This is a genomic window from Gymnodinialimonas sp., assembly GCF_059726805.1.
Genome location: NZ_AP041059.1, coordinates 2,252,076 through 2,273,867, shown reverse-complemented (window position 1 = coordinate 2,273,867; position 21,792 = coordinate 2,252,076). Strand labels below are relative to the sequence as shown.

Annotated in this window: 11 protein-coding genes and 1 pseudogene; 5 read left to right on the top strand and 7 right to left on the bottom strand. The window is 63.9% G+C overall.

Going from position 1 to position 21,792, the window contains the following annotated elements:
* Window positions 1-5: 5 nt before the first annotated feature.
* Window positions 6-527, top strand: coding sequence for a xanthine phosphoribosyltransferase (gene gpt, locus AC6I9R_RS11110; RefSeq protein ID WP_461425634.1), 522 nt, complete (start codon window positions 6-8; stop codon window positions 525-527).
* Window positions 528-578: 51 nt separating this feature from the next.
* On the opposite strand, the gene AC6I9R_RS11105 is transcribed toward gpt, so the two are convergent.
* The 6 genes from AC6I9R_RS11105 to AC6I9R_RS11080 all read right to left on the bottom strand — a co-directional run bounded on the left by AC6I9R_RS11105 (window position 579) and on the right by AC6I9R_RS11080 (window position 6,440).
* A complete protein-coding gene (locus tag AC6I9R_RS11105; protein WP_461425633.1) occupies window positions 579-1,106 on the bottom strand; it encodes a GNAT family N-acetyltransferase in 528 nt (175 codons plus the stop codon).
* A gap of 172 nt (window positions 1,107-1,278) precedes the next feature.
* The gene (locus tag AC6I9R_RS11100) at window positions 1,279-1,755 is read right to left on the bottom strand and encodes a hypothetical protein (protein WP_461425632.1); all 477 of its coding nucleotides are present in this window, start codon (window positions 1,753-1,755) and stop codon (window positions 1,279-1,281) included.
* Between the two features lie 138 nt (window positions 1,756-1,893).
* On the bottom strand, window positions 1,894-2,448 hold the full coding sequence (locus AC6I9R_RS11095) for a VOC family protein (RefSeq protein ID WP_461425631.1): 555 nt from the start codon (window positions 2,446-2,448) through the stop codon (window positions 1,894-1,896).
* A gap of 113 nt (window positions 2,449-2,561) precedes the next feature.
* Complete coding sequence (locus AC6I9R_RS11090; RefSeq protein ID WP_461425630.1) at window positions 2,562-3,890, bottom strand: HlyC/CorC family transporter; 1,329 nt, start codon at window positions 3,888-3,890, stop codon at window positions 2,562-2,564.
* Window positions 3,891-3,995: 105 nt separating this feature from the next.
* Window positions 3,996-4,910 (bottom strand): tyrosine recombinase, encoded by a 915-nt coding sequence (locus tag AC6I9R_RS11085; RefSeq protein ID WP_461425629.1) that lies wholly within the window; start codon window positions 4,908-4,910, stop codon window positions 3,996-3,998.
* A 3-nt stretch (window positions 4,911-4,913) separates the two neighbouring features.
* Entirely contained in the window at window positions 4,914-6,440 is a 1,527-nt protein-coding gene (locus AC6I9R_RS11080) for a hypothetical protein (protein WP_461425628.1), read from the bottom strand.
* Window positions 6,441-6,699: 259 nt separating this feature from the next.
* Here AC6I9R_RS11080 and AC6I9R_RS11075 point away from each other — a divergent pair, with 259 nt between their 5' ends.
* The 4 genes and pseudogenes from AC6I9R_RS11075 (at window position 6,700) to AC6I9R_RS11060 (ending at window position 11,535) form a co-directional block, all read left to right on the top strand.
* Window positions 6,700-7,272: a shikimate kinase gene (locus AC6I9R_RS11075; protein WP_461426604.1), complete on the top strand. Its 573-nt coding sequence runs from the start codon at window positions 6,700-6,702 to the stop codon at window positions 7,270-7,272.
* The gene (gene aroB / locus AC6I9R_RS11070) at window positions 7,269-8,381 is read left to right on the top strand and encodes a 3-dehydroquinate synthase (RefSeq protein ID WP_461425627.1); all 1,113 of its coding nucleotides are present in this window, start codon (window positions 7,269-7,271) and stop codon (window positions 8,379-8,381) included. Before AC6I9R_RS11075 ends, aroB begins: the two co-directional genes overlap by 4 nt.
* 71 nt (window positions 8,382-8,452) lie before the next feature.
* Window positions 8,453-10,954: pseudogene (locus AC6I9R_RS11065) on the top strand (GcvT family protein); the annotation flags it as partial.
* Window positions 10,951-11,535 (top strand): nucleotidyltransferase family protein, encoded by a 585-nt coding sequence (locus AC6I9R_RS11060; protein WP_461425626.1) that lies wholly within the window; start codon window positions 10,951-10,953, stop codon window positions 11,533-11,535. The pseudogene AC6I9R_RS11065 and the gene AC6I9R_RS11060, both read left to right, overlap by 4 nt.
* A 183-nt stretch (window positions 11,536-11,718) precedes the next feature.
* On the opposite strand, the gene AC6I9R_RS11055 is transcribed toward AC6I9R_RS11060, so the two are convergent.
* Entirely contained in the window at window positions 11,719-20,979 is a 9,261-nt protein-coding gene (locus tag AC6I9R_RS11055; RefSeq protein ID WP_461425625.1) for a tandem-95 repeat protein, read from the bottom strand.
* Between the last annotated feature and the right edge of the window lie 813 nt (window positions 20,980-21,792).

Below are 21,792 nucleotides of genomic sequence, written 5' to 3'. Positions count from 1 at the left end.
TCCCCATGACCACACGACTTCCCCACGAAAAAGGCTTCCACATCTCGTGGGATCAGATCCACCGCGATAGCCGCGCCCTGGCCTGGCGGCTCGACAACAAGGGCCCCGGCGAGAACGGCGATTGGCGCGCGGTCGTGGCCATCACCCGCGGCGGCATGGCGCCCGCGATGATCGTCGCGCGCGAGCTGGACATCCGCACCGTCGACACGATCTCCGTGGTCTCCTACCACTCCGGCGGCGGCAAGGCCGACCAACGCCGCGAGGCCCGCGTGCTGAAATCCCCCGACGCCGACGTCATGGGCGACGGCGAGGGCGTGCTGATCATCGACGACCTGGTGGACAGCGGCAAAACCCTAGAGCTCGTCCGCTCCCTCTACCCCAAAGCCCACTTCGCCACCGTCTACGCCAAACCCGAAGGCGAGCCCATGGTCGACACCTTCATCACCGGCGTCAGCCAAGACACCTGGATCTTCTTCCCGTGGGACATGGCGCTGCAATACGTGGACCCTTATCGCGGCAAAGACTAAACGGGGCCCTGTCTCCCGATTTCATAGAAGGTGGCTTTGCTAGCAAAGCAATCATTGATCTCCTGACGGCTCGCCCTTCTCAAAAAGCAAGACAGATCCTACGTCCGCAGGCTCAAGTTTGCGGACAAAGGTCATTCCCAACTTTTCTATGAGCCGAACGGAGGCTGCGTTCTTCTCATATACCCTTGCCACAAGTCGCTTTATCGACAGCTCGGCAAAGGCCATTTGGTCAACACATGCTGCTGCCTCGAATGCAAATCCACGGTTCCAATGCGACGGTCGAAGCCACCAGCCAATCTCAGTTTCGTTGAGGCTAAAGACCGGCGCTATTCCACAAAAGCCAATGAGGTCTGAGCTATCTTTCTCGATTAGTTTCCAGCAGCAGTATCCGAGCGCGTGCTGGTGCGCACGCTGAAGTCCCATGAACCAACCAATGCGGCTATCGGGCCAAGGCCGCCCGTCCGCAATAAACTTCATAACCGCAGGATTCCGGGCGATAGGCGCGAACTCCGCGAAATCGTCCAATTCCCACGTCTTCAATGCTAGGCGATCAGTTTCTTTGACAACTACGCTCGTCATGAGTGCCTCGCGAACAGGGAAACCCCGTGCTGTAGATCATGACGTTGCTTGAATGGTCAACGGCAGTCGCTTGGTCGCTCTGGACTCAAAGCTGTCCTGCGGCGGTGCAGCTGGAACCAAACGACGTCAAATGACGCCTATGCGGAACTTTGCTGCCGTTCAGGATGATCGGCTACCTCCGGCTTTGATCGAGCGAAACCATCTGTGGAGTTCCGCGCCCATCGTTCCACCATCGGTTCGGATTGTCGTTCTTTGGCGTATAGTTTGCGCGGCTGGCCCATTCCTCACGAACATGGATGATTGGTTCCTCATACTGATGGGCATGGAGAACGGCCTCCATGATGCTTTGGAGCAATTGAACATCGCGCTCGAAAGACACTTTCAGTTCGACTGAGGGATAGACCTCAGTGCCATCGGCCTCGAAGTCTTCGTTGTGAATACGCGTAACCGTTTGTTCTCCCGGTCTTCCTGTCTCGGCTCCCTGAGCGGTTACGGTTGCGTTCCGCTCGTAAGCTCCAACAGCAAGAGGGTGGACCTTAAAGATGGCGTCCAAAAGCCTTTCCGCATCATCCGGTCGTGTGTTTATCTCCATTCGAAAGACCGGGATCAGCTTTCCTGATTGCGACTCATAGTTCCCGATGCTGCTCATATCTGCTCTCCCGTGCCAGCCAAATGCCAGGATAGCATACGTCGCCGCCAAGACATGTCAGCAGTGTCACCTAGAACCACTTTTTGCATTGCAGCATAACGTACTTTGGGCTCAAACCCGCCCTTCGCTGCACCCGCCTCAATCACTCAACGACGCCCTCAGCCCACTCAGCTCATCAATCGCAATCGCCAGGTGCTTGTCCGCAATCGCATCGTCGCCCGCCGCGACGCGCACCTTGTGCGCGGCCATTAACACATCCGCATGGGTGTGCCCGTGGGGCGGCTCGAACCGGTAGGAGGCCAGTTCGATCAGCATCCCCAACGGATCGCGGAAGTAGATGGAGTTCATAAAGCCGCGGTCCTTCTCACCGGAATGGGGGATGCCGCGTTCGTCCAGGCGTTCGACCAATTGGCTATACATCGACTGGCTGACCGAGAAGGCCACGTGGTGCATTTGCCCCACCTCCTGGCGCGCGGCCTGTCCGCTCGGCTTCCGGTTCTCGTTGGTGAAGATCGTGATCAGCCGCCCGTCGCCGGGATCGAAGTAGAGGTGGCCCTGGTCGGGGTCGTCGAGGTTGGGTTGCTCGAAGATGAACGGCATGCCCAGAACGCCCTCCCAGAAATCAATCGAAGTCTGGCGGTCCGCGCCCACCATGGTGATGTGGTGCAGGCCTTGGGATTGGAGTTTGTGCATGTCGGCTCCTTTGTCAGGGCGTGCGCCCTCGTCCCCCTGCGCACACACCCGTTAACACTTTTATCTTTATTTATCTGACGCTTAACCCCTTACTCAAGCTTGAGCAGCCTGGATCACAGCCGCCGGATCTTCAGTTTCGTCAGCCGGTTTTGCTCCCTCTCGGCCACTTCAAATCGGAACCCGTGGAACGCGAAACACTGGCCCGGGAGCGGGATCGTCTGGGCCTCGTGGATCACCAGACCGGCGACCGTGTTGGCCTCTTCATCGGGCAGGGTCCAGTCGGTGGCGCGGTTGAGATCGCGGATCGTCATCGCGCCGTCGATGGTGAAATTCCCCGCCGTATCGGTCTTGAGAACCGGCGCATCGGGGGTGTCGAATTCATCGGTGATCTCGCCCACGATCTCTTCCAGAATATCCTCCAGCGTGATGAGGCCACCCAGCGCGCCGTATTCATCGACGACCAGCGCGAAGTGGGTGTGGCGGCGCAGGAACTGGCGCATCTGATCATCGAGCGTCGTCGTCTCGGGCACGAAGTAGGGCTTCATCGCCACATCGCCGATATCGAAACCGGCAAGGCCCGGCGCGTTATCGCCGCGCGTCAGCCGATCGATGGCGCGCAGGAGGTCCTTGGCGTGGACGACGCCCACGATGTTTTCCGCGTCGCCCTTGAAGACCGGCAGCCGGGTGTGGGGCGATTGGAGGGCCTGGCTGAGGATCGCCTCCGGATCGGCGTCGGCGTCGATCATCTCGATGCCCGAGCGGTGCAGCATGATCTCTTCCACCGTCCGCTCATGCAGATCGAGGGCGCCCAGAAGCCTGTCGCGCTGCTCTTTCTCGACCGAGCCTTCCTGATGGCCAATCGTCAGGGCGCCCATGATTTCCTCATGAACCGAGAGCATGTTGTCGCCCGCCTCGATCCGCAGGCCGAAGACCCGCAGGACGCCACGCACGACGACGCGGACCACGGCGACGACCGGGGCCATCAGCGTGATGATCAGCGAGATCGGGCGCGACACGCGGGATGCCGCACTTTCGGGGTTGGTGATCGCGTAGGTCTTGGGCAGCACCTCGGCGAAGATCAGGACCAGCGCGGTCATCACCAGCGTCGCCGCCACGATGGCACCCTCGCCCAGGAGCGTGGTGAAGAGGACCGTCGCGAGCGAGGTGGCCAGGATGTTCACCAGGTTGTTGCCCAGAAGGATGCCGCCGATCAGCCGCTCATTATCCTCTTTCAGATCAAGCGCCTTCTGCGCGCCTTTGGCGGGCCCGTCGCCCTTGTCGGCGATGGAGCGCAGCTTGCCGCGCGAGGCGGCGGTCAGCGCCGTCTCGGACCCCGAAAAGAAGCCGGAGAAGATGAGAAGCCCGAAGATCACGGCTGAGATGATCCAGGTCGTCGGATCGCTAAGCGCGTCGGGGTTGAAGAAGGGGGTGTCGTTTTCCATGGATTGGTTATGGGGGTGGACGCGGACCCATTCAAGCGGAGGTGCGCGTGGCAGGCCTCGCGTTTGAGTTTTTCTTGCAAGATGAAAGGGAGGCCGGGCGGCGGTCTACCGCGCCAGGGGGTGTTTTTCGAGGACCAACTGGCGCAGGCGTTCGTCGAGGATGTGGGTATAGATCTCGGTCGTGGCGATATCGGCGTGGCCCAAAAGCGTCTGGATCGCGCGCAGATCTGCGCCGTTTTGCAAGAGATGCGTGGCGAAGGCGTGGCGGAGCGTGTGGGGGGTGACGCGGGCCGGATCAATGCCCGCGGTCACGCAGAGCTCTTTGATCAGGGTGAAGAAGCGCACGCGGGTGAGGTGGCCGGATTTGCCGCGCGAGGGGAAGGCGAAGGGGCTTTGCGGGTCGTCCTGGGTCTCATCAAGATGGGCGAGCCAGGCGGCGATCGCGGCGCGTGCGGGGGGCGACAGGGGCACCATGCGTTCCTTGCCGCCCTTGCCCAGGACCAGCAGCATGTTGGGATCGCCGCGCAGCGCCGCGACGGGAAGCGAGACCAGCTCGGTCACGCGCAGGCCGGTGGCGTAGAGGATCTGCATCAGGCAATGGTTGCGCAGGCGGTCGGCGCGGCTGCGGCCTTGGGTGGTGGCGGCCTCCAGCAGGGCATCGACCTCGGCAATACTGAGCGTGCCGGGCAGTTTGCGGACCCGCGCGGGGCCGGTGATCTGCAGCGTGGGATTGTCGGCGCGCCAACCCTCTTCATGGGCGAACCGGAAGAGTTGCTTCAGGGACGAGAGCCGCCGGGCGCGGGTGGCGGGTGCCAGGCCGTCGGCCTCCAGGCCCGCGATATAGCCCTCCAGCGCCGCGCGGTCGGCGCCCGCGAAACCGCCGTGTTTGGAGAGGGTCGCCATGGCGTCCTGCAGGTCGCGCCCGTAGGCCAGAAGCGTGTTGCGCGCAGCCCCCTGTTCGGCCGCGGCGGCATCGAGGTAAAGCGCGATCCAGTCGGTGTCCGTGGCAGGGCCCTGCATGGCCTAGCGCTCCAGCAGGAGGAGTTGCAGGGCCGCACGGCGGGCGACATCCTCCAGCCCGACGGAGCGGAACAGCACGAGCGCGTCGGTCAGGTCGTTGGCATCGCCGGTGCCGCGCGCAAGCACCTGGGAGGCGCGCAAAAGCGCCTCCCCCAACCGGTTCTCGGCCACGTAGGGGCTGTAGCGATGGGTCGGCAGGGGGTCGGCGAAAGCGGCGGCGACAGCACGCTCGGTCGCGGTTCGCGGTGCGACGCCTTCGGGCGGCAGGCCGCGCGCGATGGCGAAGGCGAAGCGTTCCATGGCGTCCTGGGCGATGGCCGTCTGCGCGACTTCTTCATAGATCGGTGACAAGAGGCCCACGCGGCGCGCGAGGATCCCGGCCTCGCCGGTCAGCGGCGTGCGCAGAAGGCGGTCGGCGTAGATGTCGGCGAAGGCGACCTGCAATCCGGCCTCGGCCATGGCGTCCCAGGCCGGCACGAGGCGGCGCGAGGTTTCCACCGGATCGCCCGCCAGAAGCGCCGCATCAAAGGCCTGAACCGCCGCCACCCGGTCCCAGACCGCGCCCGAGGCGGAGGGGGATTGGGCAGTGTAAATCGCCAGCCACTGCTGCGGGGCGATGGCGCCCGAGCGGGTCAGGCGCTCGGCCGCGTCCAGCTGCGCACGCCAGCCCGCCAGCACGTTGAGGTCGGCGTAGACGAAGGCCAGGGGCAGGCCCGTGGCATCGGGACGTTCGGCGATGGCCATGCGCATCTGGAATTCAAGCGCGGTGAGGTTGCTATCGGGGGGCAGCGGCGGCTGATCTTCGAAGAGTTCCGGATCGAGGAAGCGCGCGATCAGGTCGGCCTCAGCCTCGGTGATCTGGCCAAGCGCCTCGCCGGTATCCAGAAGCAGCACGGCGGCGGACCAATCGCCACCGCGCGCGAGGCAGAAGATCTGGGCGGGCAACGTAGGGGCGATATCGGGGTTGGCGTTCATCGTGGCACAGGCGCGGCTGGCGCGGTCGGTCAGCAGAGAGACGTCGAACCAGCGCCGGAAAATGGCGGGGTCTGACGGGCCCGCGCGCTCCATGAGCGCTTGCGCCGGGTCGAGCGCGCCGCGCGTCAGCAGCATGTCGAGGCGGGCGAGAAACAGCTCAGACCCCTCAGGCGGGGCGCCTGCGGGTGGGTCCAGCTCGGCCAGCGCCAGGGTCTGGGTGAAGCTTTGCATGGCGGGCAGGCCCTGGATCGGTTGCGCGCGCATGAGGGCGGCCAAGGTCGCCGTCTCGGACGCGCCCCAAAGGTCCGCAGGCAAGCCAGTGATGGAGCCTGGCAGCAGACCAACGGCGTCCAGCTGGATCGCATCAAGCGGCAGCACGGTGATCGCGGGCGTAGAGGCGTCGGTGGCGATGTTGGCATGGGGCCGGGTGATGGTATCAGACAGCCAATCCGGCGTCCCAAGGGGCGGCAAGCCGCTGGTGTCGATGTCCTGGGCCAGCGCAGCACCGGCCAAAAGACAGCCCACAGCGAAAGAGTTAACGCCGTTAATCCACATCCAAATCAACCGGTTGCGTCACAGTTTGCACGTCGGGCTGCATGAAGCCCGAGTACGCATAGCCCACCAGGGCCACGGCCCCGACGATCAGCAGGAAAAGCACCAGTAGTATGATCCGGCCTATGGTCTTGCCCCCTGCCCTTTACCCAATTTCGGCGTCCGCCTGCGCGCGGTGCCATCGGCGTTTGCCGCCGCTTCCGAGTTCATATAAGCCATGGACGGCGAGATTTCGCCACTGATCGGGGGATTTTTTTCAGCCATGGGCGAAAGCGTGCCACAGGCGCCGGTAAAGCTGGCCAAAAGCGTTGTGCTGATTGGCATGATGGGCGCGGGCAAGACCGCCATCGGGCGGGCTTTGTCGGCCACGCTGGGGGTGCCCCTGCGCGACTCGGACACCGAGATTGTCCAATCGGCGCAGTTGACCATCGCCGAAATCTTCGAGCGCTACGGCGAGCTGTTCTTTCGTGAGAAAGAGGGCCAGGTGATCGCCCGCCTGCTGGATGGCGAGCCCTGCATCCTATCGACCGGCGGCGGCGCCTGGTTGTCGGAGGCCAACCGCGGGATGCTTTTGGCGCGCGCCAGCGTGGTCTGGCTGGAGGCTGACCTCCCGCTTCTGTGGTCCCGGGTGAAGCACAAAACCCACCGTCCGCTGCTGCGCACCGACGATCCGCGCGCGACCCTGGCCGAGTTGCTGGAAGCCCGCACGCCCGCCTACGCGCTGGCGCCGGATAAAGTCACCGTAAAGCCGGAGTGGTCAATCGACGCCACCGCCGACCAGGTGATGGCGGTCTTGCGCCGCAACGGCACCCTGTTGGAGGCCACCGCCCCATGAGTGATGTTGTTCGGGTCCACCTCGGGGAGCGCAGCTATGACGTTGAAATCGGCGCCGGGCTCCTGGCCAAGGCAGGCGCGCGCATCGCGCCGCTGCTGCCGCGCCCCAAGGTCTGGATCGTGTCCGAGGAGACCGTCGCGGGCCTGCATTTGGGCACCCTGCAAGCGGGCCTTTCGGCGGCGGACATCACGTCAGAGGCGTTGATCCTGCCGCCGGGTGAGGCGACGAAATCCTGGCCTCACCTGCAACGGGTCGCCGATTGGCTCCTGACCGAGCGCGTCGAACGTGCTGATATCGTTATCGCTTTTGGCGGCGGCGTCATCGGTGACCTGGTGGGATTTGCCGCCGCCATCCACCGCCGGGGCATCCGGTTTGTTCAAATCCCGACCTCTCTTCTGGCCCAGGTCGACAGCTCTGTCGGCGGCAAGACCGGGATCAACGCGCCCCAGGGCAAGAACCTGATCGGAGCCTTCCACCAGCCGTCGCTGGTGCTGGCTGACATCGGCGTGCTCGGCACGCTGGCGCCGCGCGATTTCCTGGCGGGCTACGGCGAAGTTGCCAAATACGGGATGCTCGGCGATGCGGAGTTCTTCGACTGGCTGGAGGTCAACGGCCCCGCCCTGGCCCAAGGCGACACCGCCCTGCGGCAGGAAGCCGTGCGCCGCTCGGTCCAGATGAAAGCCGATATCGTCGCCCGCGACGAGACGGAAAAGGGCGACCGAGCGCTTCTCAACCTCGGCCACACGTTCTGCCATGCGCTGGAGGCCGCCACGGGCTATTCCGACCGCCTTCTGCACGGCGAAGGCGTGGCCATCGGCTGCGCGCTCGCGTTCGAGCTTTCCGCCCGCCTGGGACTGTGTTCCCAGGAAGACCCCTCCCGCGTGCGCGCCCATCTCGCGGCCATGGGCACCAAGAAAGACCTGCGAGACATCCCCGGCGACCTGCCAGATGCCGCGGCCCTCATGTCCTTGATGGGACAGGATAAAAAGGTTGTCGCCGGTCAACTCCGCTTCATCCTCGCGCGCGCAATTGGCGACGCGTTTGTTACCGCCGACGTCCCCACAGACGCGGTCGAAACCCTGCTTAAAGACGCCCTCGCCCACCGCTAAAGCGCGCCTCCCCTGTTTCCCCGTTCTTAAAATATCCCCGCCGGAGGCTCCCACACCCTGCCACAGGCGCGACGCCCAGATGTCGCTTTCCGGCTTGCCCAGGGACCCGCGCAGCCCTCACATGGGCGCACCAACACCGGAGGTCGCCCATGAAATCCCACACCCGTGTCTGCATCATCGGCGGCGGCGTCGTCGGCTGTTCCGTCGCCTATCACCTGACGAAACTGGGCTGGTCCGATGTCACCCTGCTGGAACGCTCCGAGCTCACCTCCGGCTCCACCTGGCACGCGGCGGGCGGGTTTCATACGCTCAATGGCGACACCAACATGGCCGCCCTTCAGGGCTACACGATCCGGCTCTACAAAGAGCTGGAGGAGCTGACGGGCATGTCCTGTGGCCTCCACCACGTGGGCGGCGTGACGCTCGCCGACACGCCGGAACGGCTCGATATGCTGAAGGCAGAGCGTGCCAAACACCGCTTCATGGGGTTGGAGACCGAGATTGTCGGGCCGGAAGAAATCGCCAAACTCGCGCCGATCACCAACACCGACGGGATCCTCGGCGGGCTCTATGATCCGCTCGATGGCCATTTGGACCCGTCGGGCACAACCTATGCATATGCCAAGGCCGCGCGCATGGGCGGGGCAGAAATTCACATCCATACCAAAGTGTTAGAGACCAATCCTCGTGTGGATGGATCGTGGGAAATCGTGACGGACAAGGGCACCTTGATCGCCGAGCATGTGGTGAATGCCGCCGGCCTCTGGGCGCGGGAAGTGGCGGCGATGGCGGGGTGCTACCTGCCGCTCCATCCGATGGAGCATCAATACCTTGTCACCGAGGAAACGCCCGAGATCTTTGAGCGCGATACCGAGCATCCCCATGTGATGGACCCGGCGGGCGAGTCCTATCTTAGACAAGAAGGCCGGGGCCTCTGCATCGGGTTCTACGAGAAGACCTGCCGCCCCTGGGCCGTCGACGGCACGCCCTTGGACTTCGGACACGAGCTTCTGGCCGATGACTTCGACAAGATCGAAGATTCCATCGCCTTCGCTTTCAAGCGCTTCCCGGTGCTGGAACGCGCGGGCATCAAATCTGTCGTCCACGGCCCCTTCACCTTCGCGCCCGACGGCAACCCGCTCGTCGGCCCGGTCCCGGGCCTGCGCAACTATTGGTCGGCTTGTGGTGTGATGGCGGGCTTCAGCCAGGGCGGCGGCGTCGGCCTGTCGCTGGCGCAATGGATGGTCGAGGGCGAGGCCGAGCGCGACGTGATGGCCATGGACGTGGCGCGCTTCGGGCGCATCATCACGCCAAGCTACACGCTGCCCAAGGTGGTGGAGAATTATCAGACAAGGTTTTCAGTGGTTTACCCCAATGAAGAGCTTCCCGCCGCCCGCCCCTTCCGCACGACACCGATGTATGACGTCTTCGACGGCATGGGCGCCGTCTGGGGGCAGCAATACGGGCTGGAGGTGCCGAATTACTTCGCGGAACCGGGTGAACCGCGGTATGAGACGCCAAGCTTCCGGCGCTCGATTGCCTGGGAGGCGACGGCGCGCGAAGTGAAAGCCGTGCGTGAAGCTGTCGGCATTAACGAGGTGCAGAATTTCGGCAAGTACTCCGTCCAAGGCCCCGGCGCGCGGGCCTGGTTGGACCGGATCATGGCAGGGCGCATTCCGAAGCCGGGGCGCTTGGCTCTGAACCCGATGCTGTCGCCCAAGGGCAAGATTATTGGTGATTTTACAGTGACTTGCCTGTCGGAAGAGCACTTCCTGCTGACCGGGTCTTATGGCGCGCAGGACTATCACATGCGCTGGTTCATGAGCCATCCACCAAAGGGTGACGCCGATGTGACGCTCGACAATGTCTCGGACCGCCGCACGGGCTTCCAGATCGCGGGGCCAAAGGCGCGCGAGGTGTTGCAGGCGGTCGCGCGCGAAGACGTCAGCGACATGAAGTTCATGGACGTGCGCCAGCTCAGCATCGGGTATTCCACCGCCTTCGTGCAGCGGGTCAGCTACACGGGCGACCTGGGCTATGAGATCTACGTCGATGCGATGGAACAACGGGCGCTGTGGGACGTGCTGTGGAAGGCTGGGGAGCCGTTTGAAATGCGCCCCTTTGGGATGCGGGCGATGATGTCGCTGCGGCTGGACAAGTTCTTTGGGTCCTGGATGCGAGAGTTTTCGCCCGATTACACGCCTGCCGAGACGGGGCTCGACCGGTTCATTTCGTGGAAGAAGAACGTGGACTTCATCGGCCGCGCCGCGGCCGAAGCCGACCGCTCCTCCTCCGCGCCGGATCGGCGCGTCCTCGCAGCGTTCCTGGTGGACGCCGATGACGCAGATGTCGTGGCCTATGAACCGATCTGGATCGACGGGCGGGTGCAGGGGTTCTGCACCTCGGGCGGGTATTCGCACACGGCGGGCGCCTCGGTCGCGCTGGGATTTGTGCCGCGCGATCAGGCGGTTGAGGGTTTGGAGGTCGAGATCGAGATCCTCGGCGACATGCGCCCTGCCCGACTGGTCACGCAAACCTTGTTCGACTGCGAAGACGTGCGGATGCGCGGATGAGGGGTCGGATCCTGCTGCTGGCGGCGGGGGCGTCGACCCGGATGCGGGGGGCCGACAAGCTGTTGGAGACAATCGACGGCACGCCTCTGCTGCGGCTGATGGCCGAGCGCTGCGTCAAGGCCGGGCCGACCCGCGTCGTCCTGGGGCCGGGCCAAGACCAGCGGCGCGCACTGCTGAAGGACCTTGATGTCGAGATTGTCGAAGCGGAAAGTACGGACGGCATGGCCGCCTCGATCCGGGCGGGCGTCAAGGGAGTGCGGGGCGAAAGCGTGATGATCGCGCTGGCCGATATGCCGGAGGTCACCGCCAGCGATCTGTACCTGTTGCTGGGGCTGCATGGACAGGGGATTGCGCCGATTGTTCAGGCGGCAACTGCGGAGGGCGCACCGGGGCAGCCGGTTGTTTTTGCAGCGAAATTCCTCAAAGCACTGGCGAGGCTGGAAGGCGATACGGGCGCCAAGGCGATCCTGAAGGCGCACGCAAGGGACGTCGCGCTGGTGCCGTTAGAGGGCCAGAGGGCCACGACGGATCTGGATACGCCGGAGGATTGGGCGGTCTGGCGGGCGGCGCGGGACGCTTAAGGCCCGGTCCACAAAGGCTATGGGTCCAAGAAAAAACGGACGATCTCAGCCCCCTGAGATCGCCCGCCATACTCATCACGCGACAAGTCTTCTACTCATTATCGTAAGAACATCACTCGTTACGCATAGCTACAGTGTCCGGAGGGACGCGTGTGGTGCGAGCAACACGCGTCCCCTAGGCCGTCAGAGGCGAAGCAGTTTCGCCTCGTGGGCCTTAAGCGAGCGGCGGGCTGCCGCGTAGTCTGTCAGGCCGCCCTGGGTCGCAAGCTCGGGGAACAGCGCGAAGATCTCTTCGCGTGTCGCCTCGCCCATCGAGCCCAGAGTCTGGTCGCCTGGCTGGAAGCTTTCCGTCCAGGCACCGTCCGAGAGCACCACTTCGTGGCGGTCGAACATGAAGTGGATGTAGGTGGTGCGCATCGTATCCACGACACTCACGCCCTGCTTGCCGACCAGATGCTTGGCTGCGACCAGAACTTCGCTCTCTTCGAAGTAGAGTTGCGGGCTCTCGCCGGTGATCAGCACGCGGTGTTGCGGGCTGACCAGCATGTCACGCTCGGGCAGGTTGCGCCCCAGGGATCCAGCCTTGATCAGGATCGGCTTGAGGTTATCCCCTTCGGCCAATTCCGTGCGGTTCAGGGTCCGGTTTCCGGTCCAACGGATCTCTTGGATGCCGTTGTCGCGGGTGATGACCTTGTCGCCTTCGCGCAGGGTCTCCACCGGCACCTCACCGCGAGGTGTGGCGATCATCGCCCCCGGCGTGAAGCAGGGGATGACGTTCTCGATTTCCTTGAACTCAAGGGTGCCCGCGATCGTGGTCTGGGTGTTGTCGGTGTAGAAGATCACCGTACCACTTTCACCTGGCGTCCCCGTCGGATCGATGCCGTCGTCGAAGACGACTTTCAGCGAGCCCGAGCCGGTCAGGTCCAGCACGTCAACATCGCCGTCGCCGGGATCTTCGCCGCCGACAATGGTGTCACCCAGGCCCTCTTTGTACTCATCGCCGAAGACCGGATCGGTGAAGGTGCCGACGTTGAACGTGTCGTCACCCAGGCCACCGTCGAGGCTGTCTGCCCCCTGGCCGCCGATGATCTCATCGTTGCCGTCACCACCCATGATGGTGTCGTCATCGATGCCGCCGTCCAGGGTATCGTTGCCTTCGCCCCCGTCGATGGTGTCGTTGTCGTCTTCACCGAAGACCAGATCGTTGCCGGCGCCGGCGTTGATCAGATCATCGCCGTTGTCGAGGATCGGATCGTTGTTGGCCGGGTTGACGTTATCGTCGATCAGGTTGGCTGCATCGGTGCCGATACCGCCTTGGATGGTATCGTCGCCGTCGCCCGAGTTGATCGTGTCGGAGCCTTCGCCGCCCAGGATCTCATCGTTGCCATCGCCCGAGGTGATGATGTCGTCGTCGAAGCCGCCGTCGATGACGTTGTCACCGTCGCCTGCATCGATCGTATCGGCATCGTCGCCCGAGTTGATCGTGTCGTCGCCGTCCCCGGTGGTGATGCTGTCGCGATCATCGTTGGGATCAGCGTCCTTGCCGATGATATCCGGCACGAAGGGTGTACCCAGATCAGGCAGTCCATCGATGCCGGAGTTGACCAGGTTGTCGCCATCCAGATCGGTGATGGTGTCATTGCCCGACGACCCGTTGAGTGTGTCGTCGTCCAGGCCACCGTCCAGCACATCGTTGCCGGACCCACCGGTCAGGGTGTCTTCACCAGCGCCACCCTCAAGGGTGTCGTCGTCCTCGGCCCCGCCCATGGAGTCGTTGCCGTCCCCACCGACCAGGCTGTCGTCGCCCTGGTTGCCGCGCAGCGTGTCGTCGCCGTCGCCACCCAGAACGGTGTCGTCGCCGAAGCCACCGGTGACAAGATCGTTGCCGTCGCCGCCGTCCACGATGTCGTTGCCAGTTTGACCGTTGACCGTGTCGTTGTCGGCGCCACCGTCCACGGTGTCGTTGCCGGCACCGGCGTTGATGGTGTCATCGCCCCCGTTGCCGCGGATGCTGTCGTCGTCGCCGTCGGGTCCGTCGATGATGTCGCCGCCGCCGTCGGTCGGGCCGTCGGCATCGTCATAGAGCGGATCCATCAGCTCGCCGAACTCTTCACCGTCGACCACCAGATCAGGGGCCTGGGGCGGAAGCAGCAGGGTCTCGATCTCGTTGAAGGTCACTTCAACCCAATCGCCCGCGTCGTTTTGCACTTCGACAGAGCCAGAGGTGCTGTCGCCGTCGCCATCGGGTGTTTCCACCAGATTGCGGTGCGCCACGAAGTCGGTCAGGTCCAGCGTATCGTCGTCGACGCCAAAGGTGTTGCCTTCGACGAAGATCGCCGCGTCGGCATCGCCGTTTTCGTCAACCTCATCCTGGTCGATGAAGATGCTGTCTGCACCGCCACCGCCGACAATGCTGTCGCCGCTGCCGCCGATGATCGTGTCATCGCCTGCGTTGCCTTCCAGCGTGTCCGAGCCACGACCACCCGAAATCATATCGTTGTCGTTGTTGCCCTGGATGAAGTCCTGGCCATGGCCGCCTTCGATGCTGTCTTCGCCCTGGCCACCGAGGATGGAGTCGTTGTCCACGCCGCCATCGATGGTGTCGTCGCCGGTGCCACCCAAGATGGTGTCGTCGTCGTCCTGGCCGAAGATCAGGTCATTGCCCTGGCCGCCGTCGATGAAGTCATCGCCGTTGTTGTCGACCGGGTCGGGACCGATGGGCGAGTTGAACCCGTCATCAGCCACGTTCAGCACGTCCGGGAAAATGCTGTCGAGACCACCATAGATGGTGTCGTTGCCGCCACCGCCGACGATGCTGTCGGACCCTTCGCCGCCGATGATGCTGTCCGCATCCGCGCCGCCGTCGATGGTATCGGCATCGATACCGCCGTCGATGGTGTCCATGCCGGTGCCGCCAAAGATCACGTCGGCATCGTCGCCGGTGGTGATGCTGTCGTTGCCAGCGCCGCCGTCCACAGTGTCCTTGTCATCAGCCGGTGCCGTATCGCCGGGCGCGCCGGTGAGGAAGGGCGGCAGGTTCGGTGTCGGCAGATCCGTTGCCGGGGCCGAGCCGGAGGTGTCGATAACATCGTTACCTTCGCCGCCGGACACATCATCGTTGCCGTCGCCACCGGTGATGTCGTCGTTGCCGGTTCCGCCTTCGATCTTGTCGTCGTCGGCACCGCCATCAAGGGTGTCGTCACCGCCACCGCCTTGCAGCGTGTCGTTGCCGTCGTCGCCGTCAATGACATCTGCGTCGTCGGTTGCGCCGCCGAAGATGCTGTCGTCACCTTCGCCGCCGGACACGGTGTCGGAACCCAGGCCCGCATTGATCGTGTCGTTGCCACCGTTGCCGAAGATCGTGTCGTCCAACCCGTCGGGACCGTCGATGATGTCGCCGCCATTGTCCGTCGGCAGGTTGCCGTCGTCATAGCCGGGGTTCATCTCTTCGCCGAACTCTTCGCCGTCGACAGCGCCGTCGGGAAGCGGATCGTGAAGCACGTTCTCGATCTCGGTGAAGGTCAGGGTGACGGGATCGCCTACGTCGTTGTTGTAAACGGCCGTGCCCGCTTCGGGATCGGTCGGATCAAACACGAGGGACACGAGGTCCAGGCCACGCAGATCGAGCGTGTCGCCTTCGTCGCCGTTCTCGGGGCCCGCTTCGTCACCCGGCTGGGTGCCGTCCGAGCCGCCGTCGACGGTGATCGGGCTGTCGCCGGTCAGCGTGTCGTCCACGGTGAACACATCGTCGCCGATGCCGCCTTCTGCGGTGTCGCCTGCGCCCACTTCGATGTCGTCGTCGCCGTCGCCGCCGTCGATCTCATCGTCGCCCTCGCCACCGGCCAGGGTGTCCGAGCCATCGCCGCCGTCGATGGTGTCGTCGCCATCGCCGCCTTCAACATCGTCGTCGCCGTCGCCAGCGGTGACCGAGTCGTCGCCGTCGCCCGCTTCCACATCATCGTCGCCGTCGCCGGTGTCGATGGTGTCATCCCCGTCGCCGCCGGTCACGTCGTCGTCGCCGTCGCCGGTTTCCACGTCAATCGGGCCGTCCGCGTCTTCGCCGTTGACGACATCGTCGCCAGAGCCGGTGATGACCTTCTCGATTTCTTCAAACGTGATGTCGGCCAGGTCATCGTCATCGGCGTCGAGGCCGTTGACGGTGCCCTCTTCAGGGTTCGGTTCAAACTCGACCGTCAGGTCCGCAGTCTGATCACCGAGGTCGAGCACGTCGCCCTCATCCCCATTCTCGGGGCCATCGGGGTTGCCGTCGGTGCCGTCAGAGCCGCCATCGATGGTGACATCCACGGGCGCCGCCGGATCGGTGGTGTCCACGGTGAAGACGTCATCGCCGGTGCCGCCATCGGCCTCGTCGTTGCCGCCCACGGAGATGTCATCATCGCCCGCGCCGCCCTTGAGCGTGTCGTCGCCCTCGCCACCGGCGATCACGTCGGCCCCTTCGCCGCCGTCGATGTCATCGTCGCCGCCCGCACCGTTGATGGTGTCGTCACCGCCGTTGCCTTCAATCGTGTCGTCGCCATCGGTGATGATGTCGCCGCCCTGATCGGTGGGCAGGTTGCTGTCGTCATAGCCGAGGATCATTTCCTCGCCCGATTCCTCGCCGTCAACGATACCGTCCTGGGGCGTGGGATCTGCGCCGACCTCGATGGTGTGAACCGCCGAGTCCGTGCCGCCTGCGCCATCGGAGATGGTATAGGACACGGTCGCCGTGCCTTCAAAGCCGTCTGCAGGCGTGAAGGTGAAGACGCCTTCGGTGCCGGTGGGCGTCAAGGTGCCCTCAGCCGGGTCAACCGTTGCCGATGTCACCACCAGGTCAGAGGCGGGGTTGTCGACGTCGGTGTCGTTGGCCAGCAAGTCGATCTCAACCGCGGTCTCGAACTCGGTGCTGTCGCTATCGTCGACCGCATCGGGGTCATCGTTCACCGGGGTCACGTCGACCGCGATGGTGCCCGTGTCGGTGCCGCCATTGCCGTCAGAGATCGTGTAGGTGATCTCGGCCGGGCCGTTGAAGTTCTCGGCAGGTGTGAAGGTGACATTCGTGCCGTCGGTCGTCACGGTGCCCTGGTCGGTGGGAACCGTCACGTCGATGATGGTCAGCGGATCGCCATCGGCGTCGCTGTCGTTGTCCAGCACATCCGTCAGGGTGATGGCCGTGTCTTCTTCGGTCGTGGCGGTGTCATCGCCGGCCACGGGGCCGTCGTTGACCGCGCCCACCGAGACAATCGCCTCGCCGGTGTCGGTGCCACCGTTGCCGTCCGAGACGACGTAGGTGATCGTCGCGGGGCCATTGAAGTTCAGCGCCGGGGTGAAGGTGACGGTGCCGTCGCCGTTATCCACGGCAGTGCCTTCAGCCGGATCGACGCTGAAGCTTTGAAGGACCAGCGTATCGCCGTCCACATCCGAGTCGTTGCCGAGCAGATCGACCACGACGGCGACGTCTTCGTCCGTCGTCTCGATGTCGTCCACCGCGACCGGATCATCGTTCACCGGGTTGACGGTGACGTTCACAGTGCCGGTGTCGGTGCCGCCATTGCCGTCCGAGATGGTGTAGGTGATCTCGGCTGGGCCGTTGTAGTTCAGGGCCGGTGTGAAGGTCAGCGTGCCGTCGTTGTTGTTGGTGACCGTGCCCGTCGCCGGATCCACCACCGTGGCGCCGACAACCTCCAGCGTGTCGCCATCGGGATCCGTGTCGTTGCCAATCACGTTGAAGGTGACGTCGGTGTCTTCGTCGGTGCTGGCGCTATCGTCCACGGCTGTGGGGCCATCGTTGACAGAGCCCACGGTAACGAACGCCTGTCCGTCATCGGTGCCGCCATTGCCGTCGGAGACGGTGTAATCGATGGTCACCGGGCCGTTGTAATCAGGTGCCGGGGTAAAGGTGACGGTGCCGTCGCCGTTGTCCACGACCGTGCCCAGGGCCGGGTCGACCGAGACGGCGGCCAGCTCCAGCGTGTCGCCGTCCACATCGGTGTCATTGCCGATCAGGTCGATGACGACGCTTTCGTCTTCCATGGTCGAAGCGTTGTCATCCACGGCCACCGGATCGTCATTGACGGGCGTGACGTCCACGGTGACTTCCGCCGTATCCGTGCCGCCGTTGCCGTCCGAGATGGCGTAGCTGATCGTTGCCGGGCCGTTGAAGTTTTCGGCCGGGGTGAAGACCAGCTGGTTGCCCACGATATCCACGGTGCCTTGCGACGTCGGGACAGAGGCGCCGGTGATCACCAGCGTGTCGCCGTCCACATCGGTATCGTTGCCAAGCGCATCGATGGTGATCTCGGTTTCTTCCGGCGTCGTGACGCTGTCGTTCATCGCGTCGGGCGCATCGTTGACCGGGTTCACCGTCAGGTTCACCGTCGCCGTCGCTTCGCCGCCCATGCCGTCAGACACGGTGTAGGTAAAGCTGTCAGGACCGTTGTAGTCGGGATCAGGCGTGTAGGTGTAATTGCCATCGGCATCGATCACGACCGAACCGTTGCTTGGGTCGGTGTTGGAGATCACCTGCAGCGGATCGCCGTTGGGATCGCTGTCATTGTCCAGCACGTTGCCGGTGATGTCGGTGTCTTCATCGCCCGAGCCGGTGTCGTCCACGGCATTGGGGTCATCGTTGACCTCTTCGCCGCGGATTTCTTCGATCTCGAAGAAGTCCAGCGTGTCGCCGTTGGGCGTGCCGTCGGCGTTCAGGAACTGGATCGTACCGGAGGTGGAGTCGCCGTCGGCGTCCTCGGTCTCGTTGATGATGCGGAACGGACCCTCGCCCGTCAGGTCGAGAACGTCGAAGTCATCCTCGTCCAGGCCCGAAGTAGAGCCGGTGCCACCGTCCACGGTGTCTCCGTCGTTGCCACCCAGGAACGTGTCGCGGTCATCGCCGCCCGACAGGCTGTCTGCGCCGTCGCCACCGGTGATCGTATCGTCACCCGCGCCGCCCAGCACGCTGTCGTCGCCGCCCTGACCGTCGATCAGGTCGTTGCCGGTGCCGCCTTTGATCGTGTCGTCGCCGCCTTCGCCCGGGGCGCCGGCCAGCTGCACAAGCTCCACGTTGTCGATGGAAGCGCCAAAGTTATCCTCGGCCCCTTTGCCAACGAATTCCAGCTTGTTGGAGCCGTCGCCCGCACCGCCGATGACGTTGAAGGTGTATTCGTCCATCTGACCCGCTTCGGGGTCCACGGTGGCGATCAGCTCGCCGCCCCAATAGACCTCGATCAGGTTCTCGCCCGAGCCGGACTGCGGCTCGTCGGACTTGTCGCCTGCGTCAAACGTCAACTTGTAGGTCTCACCGTCCTGGACACCGTCCACGACCTGACCCACGCTGGAGTTGCCGGGGGAGGCTTCAAGATCAAGCCAGTTCTGGCCATCGGTGGGGTTGATCCCGCCGCGACCGTCGTTGTGGAAATCGATCTCGCCGCCGTTGCCCTCGGTCCAGCCGGGGACGCCGTCGCCCGCTTCACCGCGGAAGCCGAAGCCCGTCGTGGTCATGCCCGACGTGATCTCGAAGCTGCCGTTGAAGATCAGGTTGCCGGACACAACCGTGCCCTCTTCCGGGTCGTCGCCAAACAGCGTGTCGTCGCCGGAGTTGCCTTCGATGCTGTCGTCGCCGCCGTTGCCGTAGATCAGGTCATCGCCTGCGCCACCGATCAGCGTGTCGTCGCCATCACCCTCGGTCGCGCCGACACCCGGCACGTCGAAGTAGACGTCCGTGACATTGACGCCAGAGTTATCGTCGCCGTCCTGGGTGTGGAAAATCTGGATCTCGGACACCGGGCCCGGGATCGTGACCAGAATGGAATACTCGGACGAGGTGTCGGGCAGATAACCGCCCTGGCTGTCGGCCGTATCGGCGCCTGCGACACCGTCGGTGTCGAGCAGCGTCAGGTTCGAGCCGCCTTCCAGGATCACTTCGATCGGGTCGCCATTGGCGTCAAACGCCTGCACACGGACCACGCCGTCGCCGTCGATGTCATTGACGCGGAACGACACATTCTCGACCGGGTCAGAGAAGCCCAGGGAATAGGTGTCAGAGTTGCCTTCGCCGCCTGTCTCGCTGTCGAGCGACGATGTGTCATCCACCGCGCCCAGGGGGCCTGTGTCGATGCCCGCCACGTTCTGCGCGTCGGTCGCGATTTCGTCGGACGCGCCGCCGTCGGTCTCCGAGAACGTCACGGTGACGTTGCCGGTGTCCTGGCTGAAGTTCGGGGCGCCAGTGTTGGGTGCGAGGTCCCACTGGAACACTTCGCGCACGGAGCCGTTGTCCTGACCGCCTGCGTCGCCGAAGATCGTATCGTTGCCGGTGTCGCCCACGCCGAGGTCATTGCCGGAGCCGCCCAGGATCAGGTCGTCGCCTGCCATGCCTTCCAGCGTGTCGTCGCCCGCGCCACCGTCCAGCGTGTCGTCGCCGTCCACACCGCAAAGCGTGTCGTCACCCTCTTCACCCAGCAGGAGGTCATCGCCCGCCTGGGAATTGTCGTCGTCACCGAAGATCAGGTCATTGCCGGTGCCACCGGACACGGTGTCATCGCCGTCGCCTGCCTGCACGGTGTCATCACCGCCGCGCGCTTCCACAACGTCATCGTTGTTGGGGGGCGTCAGGTCATTGTCGAGAGCGTCGATCATGTCGCCCTCGGGATCCCCGGTGTAGCCCGCGTCGATCAACTCGCCGCCCGAGGTGCCTTCAACGATATAGTTGGGCTCTGTCGGGTTGGGGTTGGTGACCGGATCGTTGGTGGTGGTGTAGAGCGCGACATAGTCGATGGCGCCCTGGAATTCCTTGTCGTATTCGCCGTCGTCCTTTTCACGCGCGCCGAAGGTGAACTCTTCGTCGTCGTTGTCGGTCAGGTCGAAGGTCAGGCCGGTCTCAGAAGACACGAGCGACTCGACGGCGCCGGTGGTCAGGTTCTCGACCGTCAGGCGCGCGCCCGTAGCTTCATCAAAAGAGTACTTCACGTTCACGACGTCGCCGGGCGAGAAGAAGCCCGCCGAGGTCGATAGTGTCGCCTGGTGATCGCCATCGTCGGTGTTGTGATAGGATTGGACCTTGCCGTCGCCGGTTACGCGGATCTCGAAGAAGCCTTCGTCGTCCTCGTCGATGTGCTTTTCGCCCCGCGACAGGATCACGTCCTCAGACCCGCCGGACTGAGAAGACTGCGTGAACTGAACTTCAAGGGTGCCGCGGTCCAGGTTGAACTGCGCGTCATCGGCGGAAGAGCCGCTGTCGGCGTTCACATCAAAGACGGTGGGGCTGGAGTTGCTGCCCGCACCGACATGCAACTGACCGTTGGAAAAGGAGGGCGACACGCCGTTGCCGTCAACCGCGTTGCCATCCTGGGCAATACCGTCATCCAGGCCGGTGTCCGCGTTCTCGTTGCCGGACAAGAAGTCCCACAGGCCGATAAGATCGGCCACATTGTTCGGCTCATTAAAATTTGTCATCTCGCACTCTCCTTTTGCCGACCGAAACGCCGGCCATCCCACACACGCGGGAAAATATCTGGTCAACTGTACGCGATGCTGTGAACGGCCCGAGGGCGGCACGCACGCGACGTTTCCAAGTGGAAGGAGAGGTCCGGAACGTTACATTCCGACAGGCGGCGACAACGCCCCAAAGGACGTAAGACGCACTTATTGCCAAAGCTGGTCGCTCTTGACCGGCGCTATAACGGCAACACCCCTCCCGCGTTCTTACGCGACATTCGTGTGCGGCCGCCCCCGTGGCCTATTTGCAGACATCGCCCCCCAGTTGGGCTGCATTGGGGATAGCGCATCGGGGGAAGTAAGGAGAAGGGAAAATTTTTCGGATTGTGTCAGCTTTTGGTTAATAGGGGCGGGTTCGAGCACCTGTTGAGCAGCGCTGCGCGGGCCCATTGTTTCGCATTCACAAAATCGCCACAATTCGACGGGTCTGTTTTCATTGCCTTAACCCTTGTTTTCAACATCGCCCTCCGCCGAGCGCTCGTCCGTCGGCGCGGCACACCTTCAGATTGTTCAAAGCTAGGCAACAATCGTTAACTTACGTAACGGAAACAGTCTGTTCTCTGGCGGCGGGGCAGCGTCGGGACAAAACCTGCCCTTTTGGACATGTCTATTCTGACAGGCCTGCGGCAGTAGGGCGGCACGGCCCCGAATCAGGCCATTCCCAGACTGTCTTTGGACTACGGCACGGTTGGACGACGGCAAAAATCGGCACCAACTTGCCGAAAGCCGCCACAAATCCGCCCAAAGTCGCGCGCCCGGGGCACCGCGAAG

Excerpts from the sequence above, each read along its gene's own strand:
- gpt (WP_461425634.1), top strand. The coding sequence starts at position 6 with ATGACCACACGACTTCCCCACGAAAAAGGCTTCCACATCTCGTGGGAT.
- AC6I9R_RS11105 (WP_461425633.1), bottom strand. The coding sequence starts at position 1,106 with ATGACGAGCGTAGTTGTCAAAGAAACTGATCGCCTAGCATTGAAGACG.
- AC6I9R_RS11100 (WP_461425632.1), bottom strand. The coding sequence starts at position 1,755 with ATGAGCAGCATCGGGAACTATGAGTCGCAATCAGGAAAGCTGATCCCG.
- AC6I9R_RS11095 (WP_461425631.1), bottom strand. The coding sequence starts at position 2,448 with ATGCACAAACTCCAATCCCAAGGCCTGCACCACATCACCATGGTGGGC.
- AC6I9R_RS11090 (WP_461425630.1), bottom strand. The coding sequence starts at position 3,890 with ATGGAAAACGACACCCCCTTCTTCAACCCCGACGCGCTTAGCGATCCG.
- AC6I9R_RS11085 (WP_461425629.1), bottom strand. The coding sequence starts at position 4,910 with ATGCAGGGCCCTGCCACGGACACCGACTGGATCGCGCTTTACCTCGAT.
- AC6I9R_RS11080 (WP_461425628.1), bottom strand. The coding sequence starts at position 6,440 with ATGTGGATTAACGGCGTTAACTCTTTCGCTGTGGGCTGTCTTTTGGCC.
- AC6I9R_RS11075 (WP_461426604.1), top strand. The coding sequence starts at position 6,700 with ATGGGCGAAAGCGTGCCACAGGCGCCGGTAAAGCTGGCCAAAAGCGTT.
- aroB (WP_461425627.1), top strand. The coding sequence starts at position 7,269 with ATGAGTGATGTTGTTCGGGTCCACCTCGGGGAGCGCAGCTATGACGTT.
- AC6I9R_RS11060 (WP_461425626.1), top strand. The coding sequence starts at position 10,951 with ATGAGGGGTCGGATCCTGCTGCTGGCGGCGGGGGCGTCGACCCGGATG.
- AC6I9R_RS11055 (WP_461425625.1), bottom strand. The coding sequence starts at position 20,979 with ATGACAAATTTTAATGAGCCGAACAATGTGGCCGATCTTATCGGCCTG.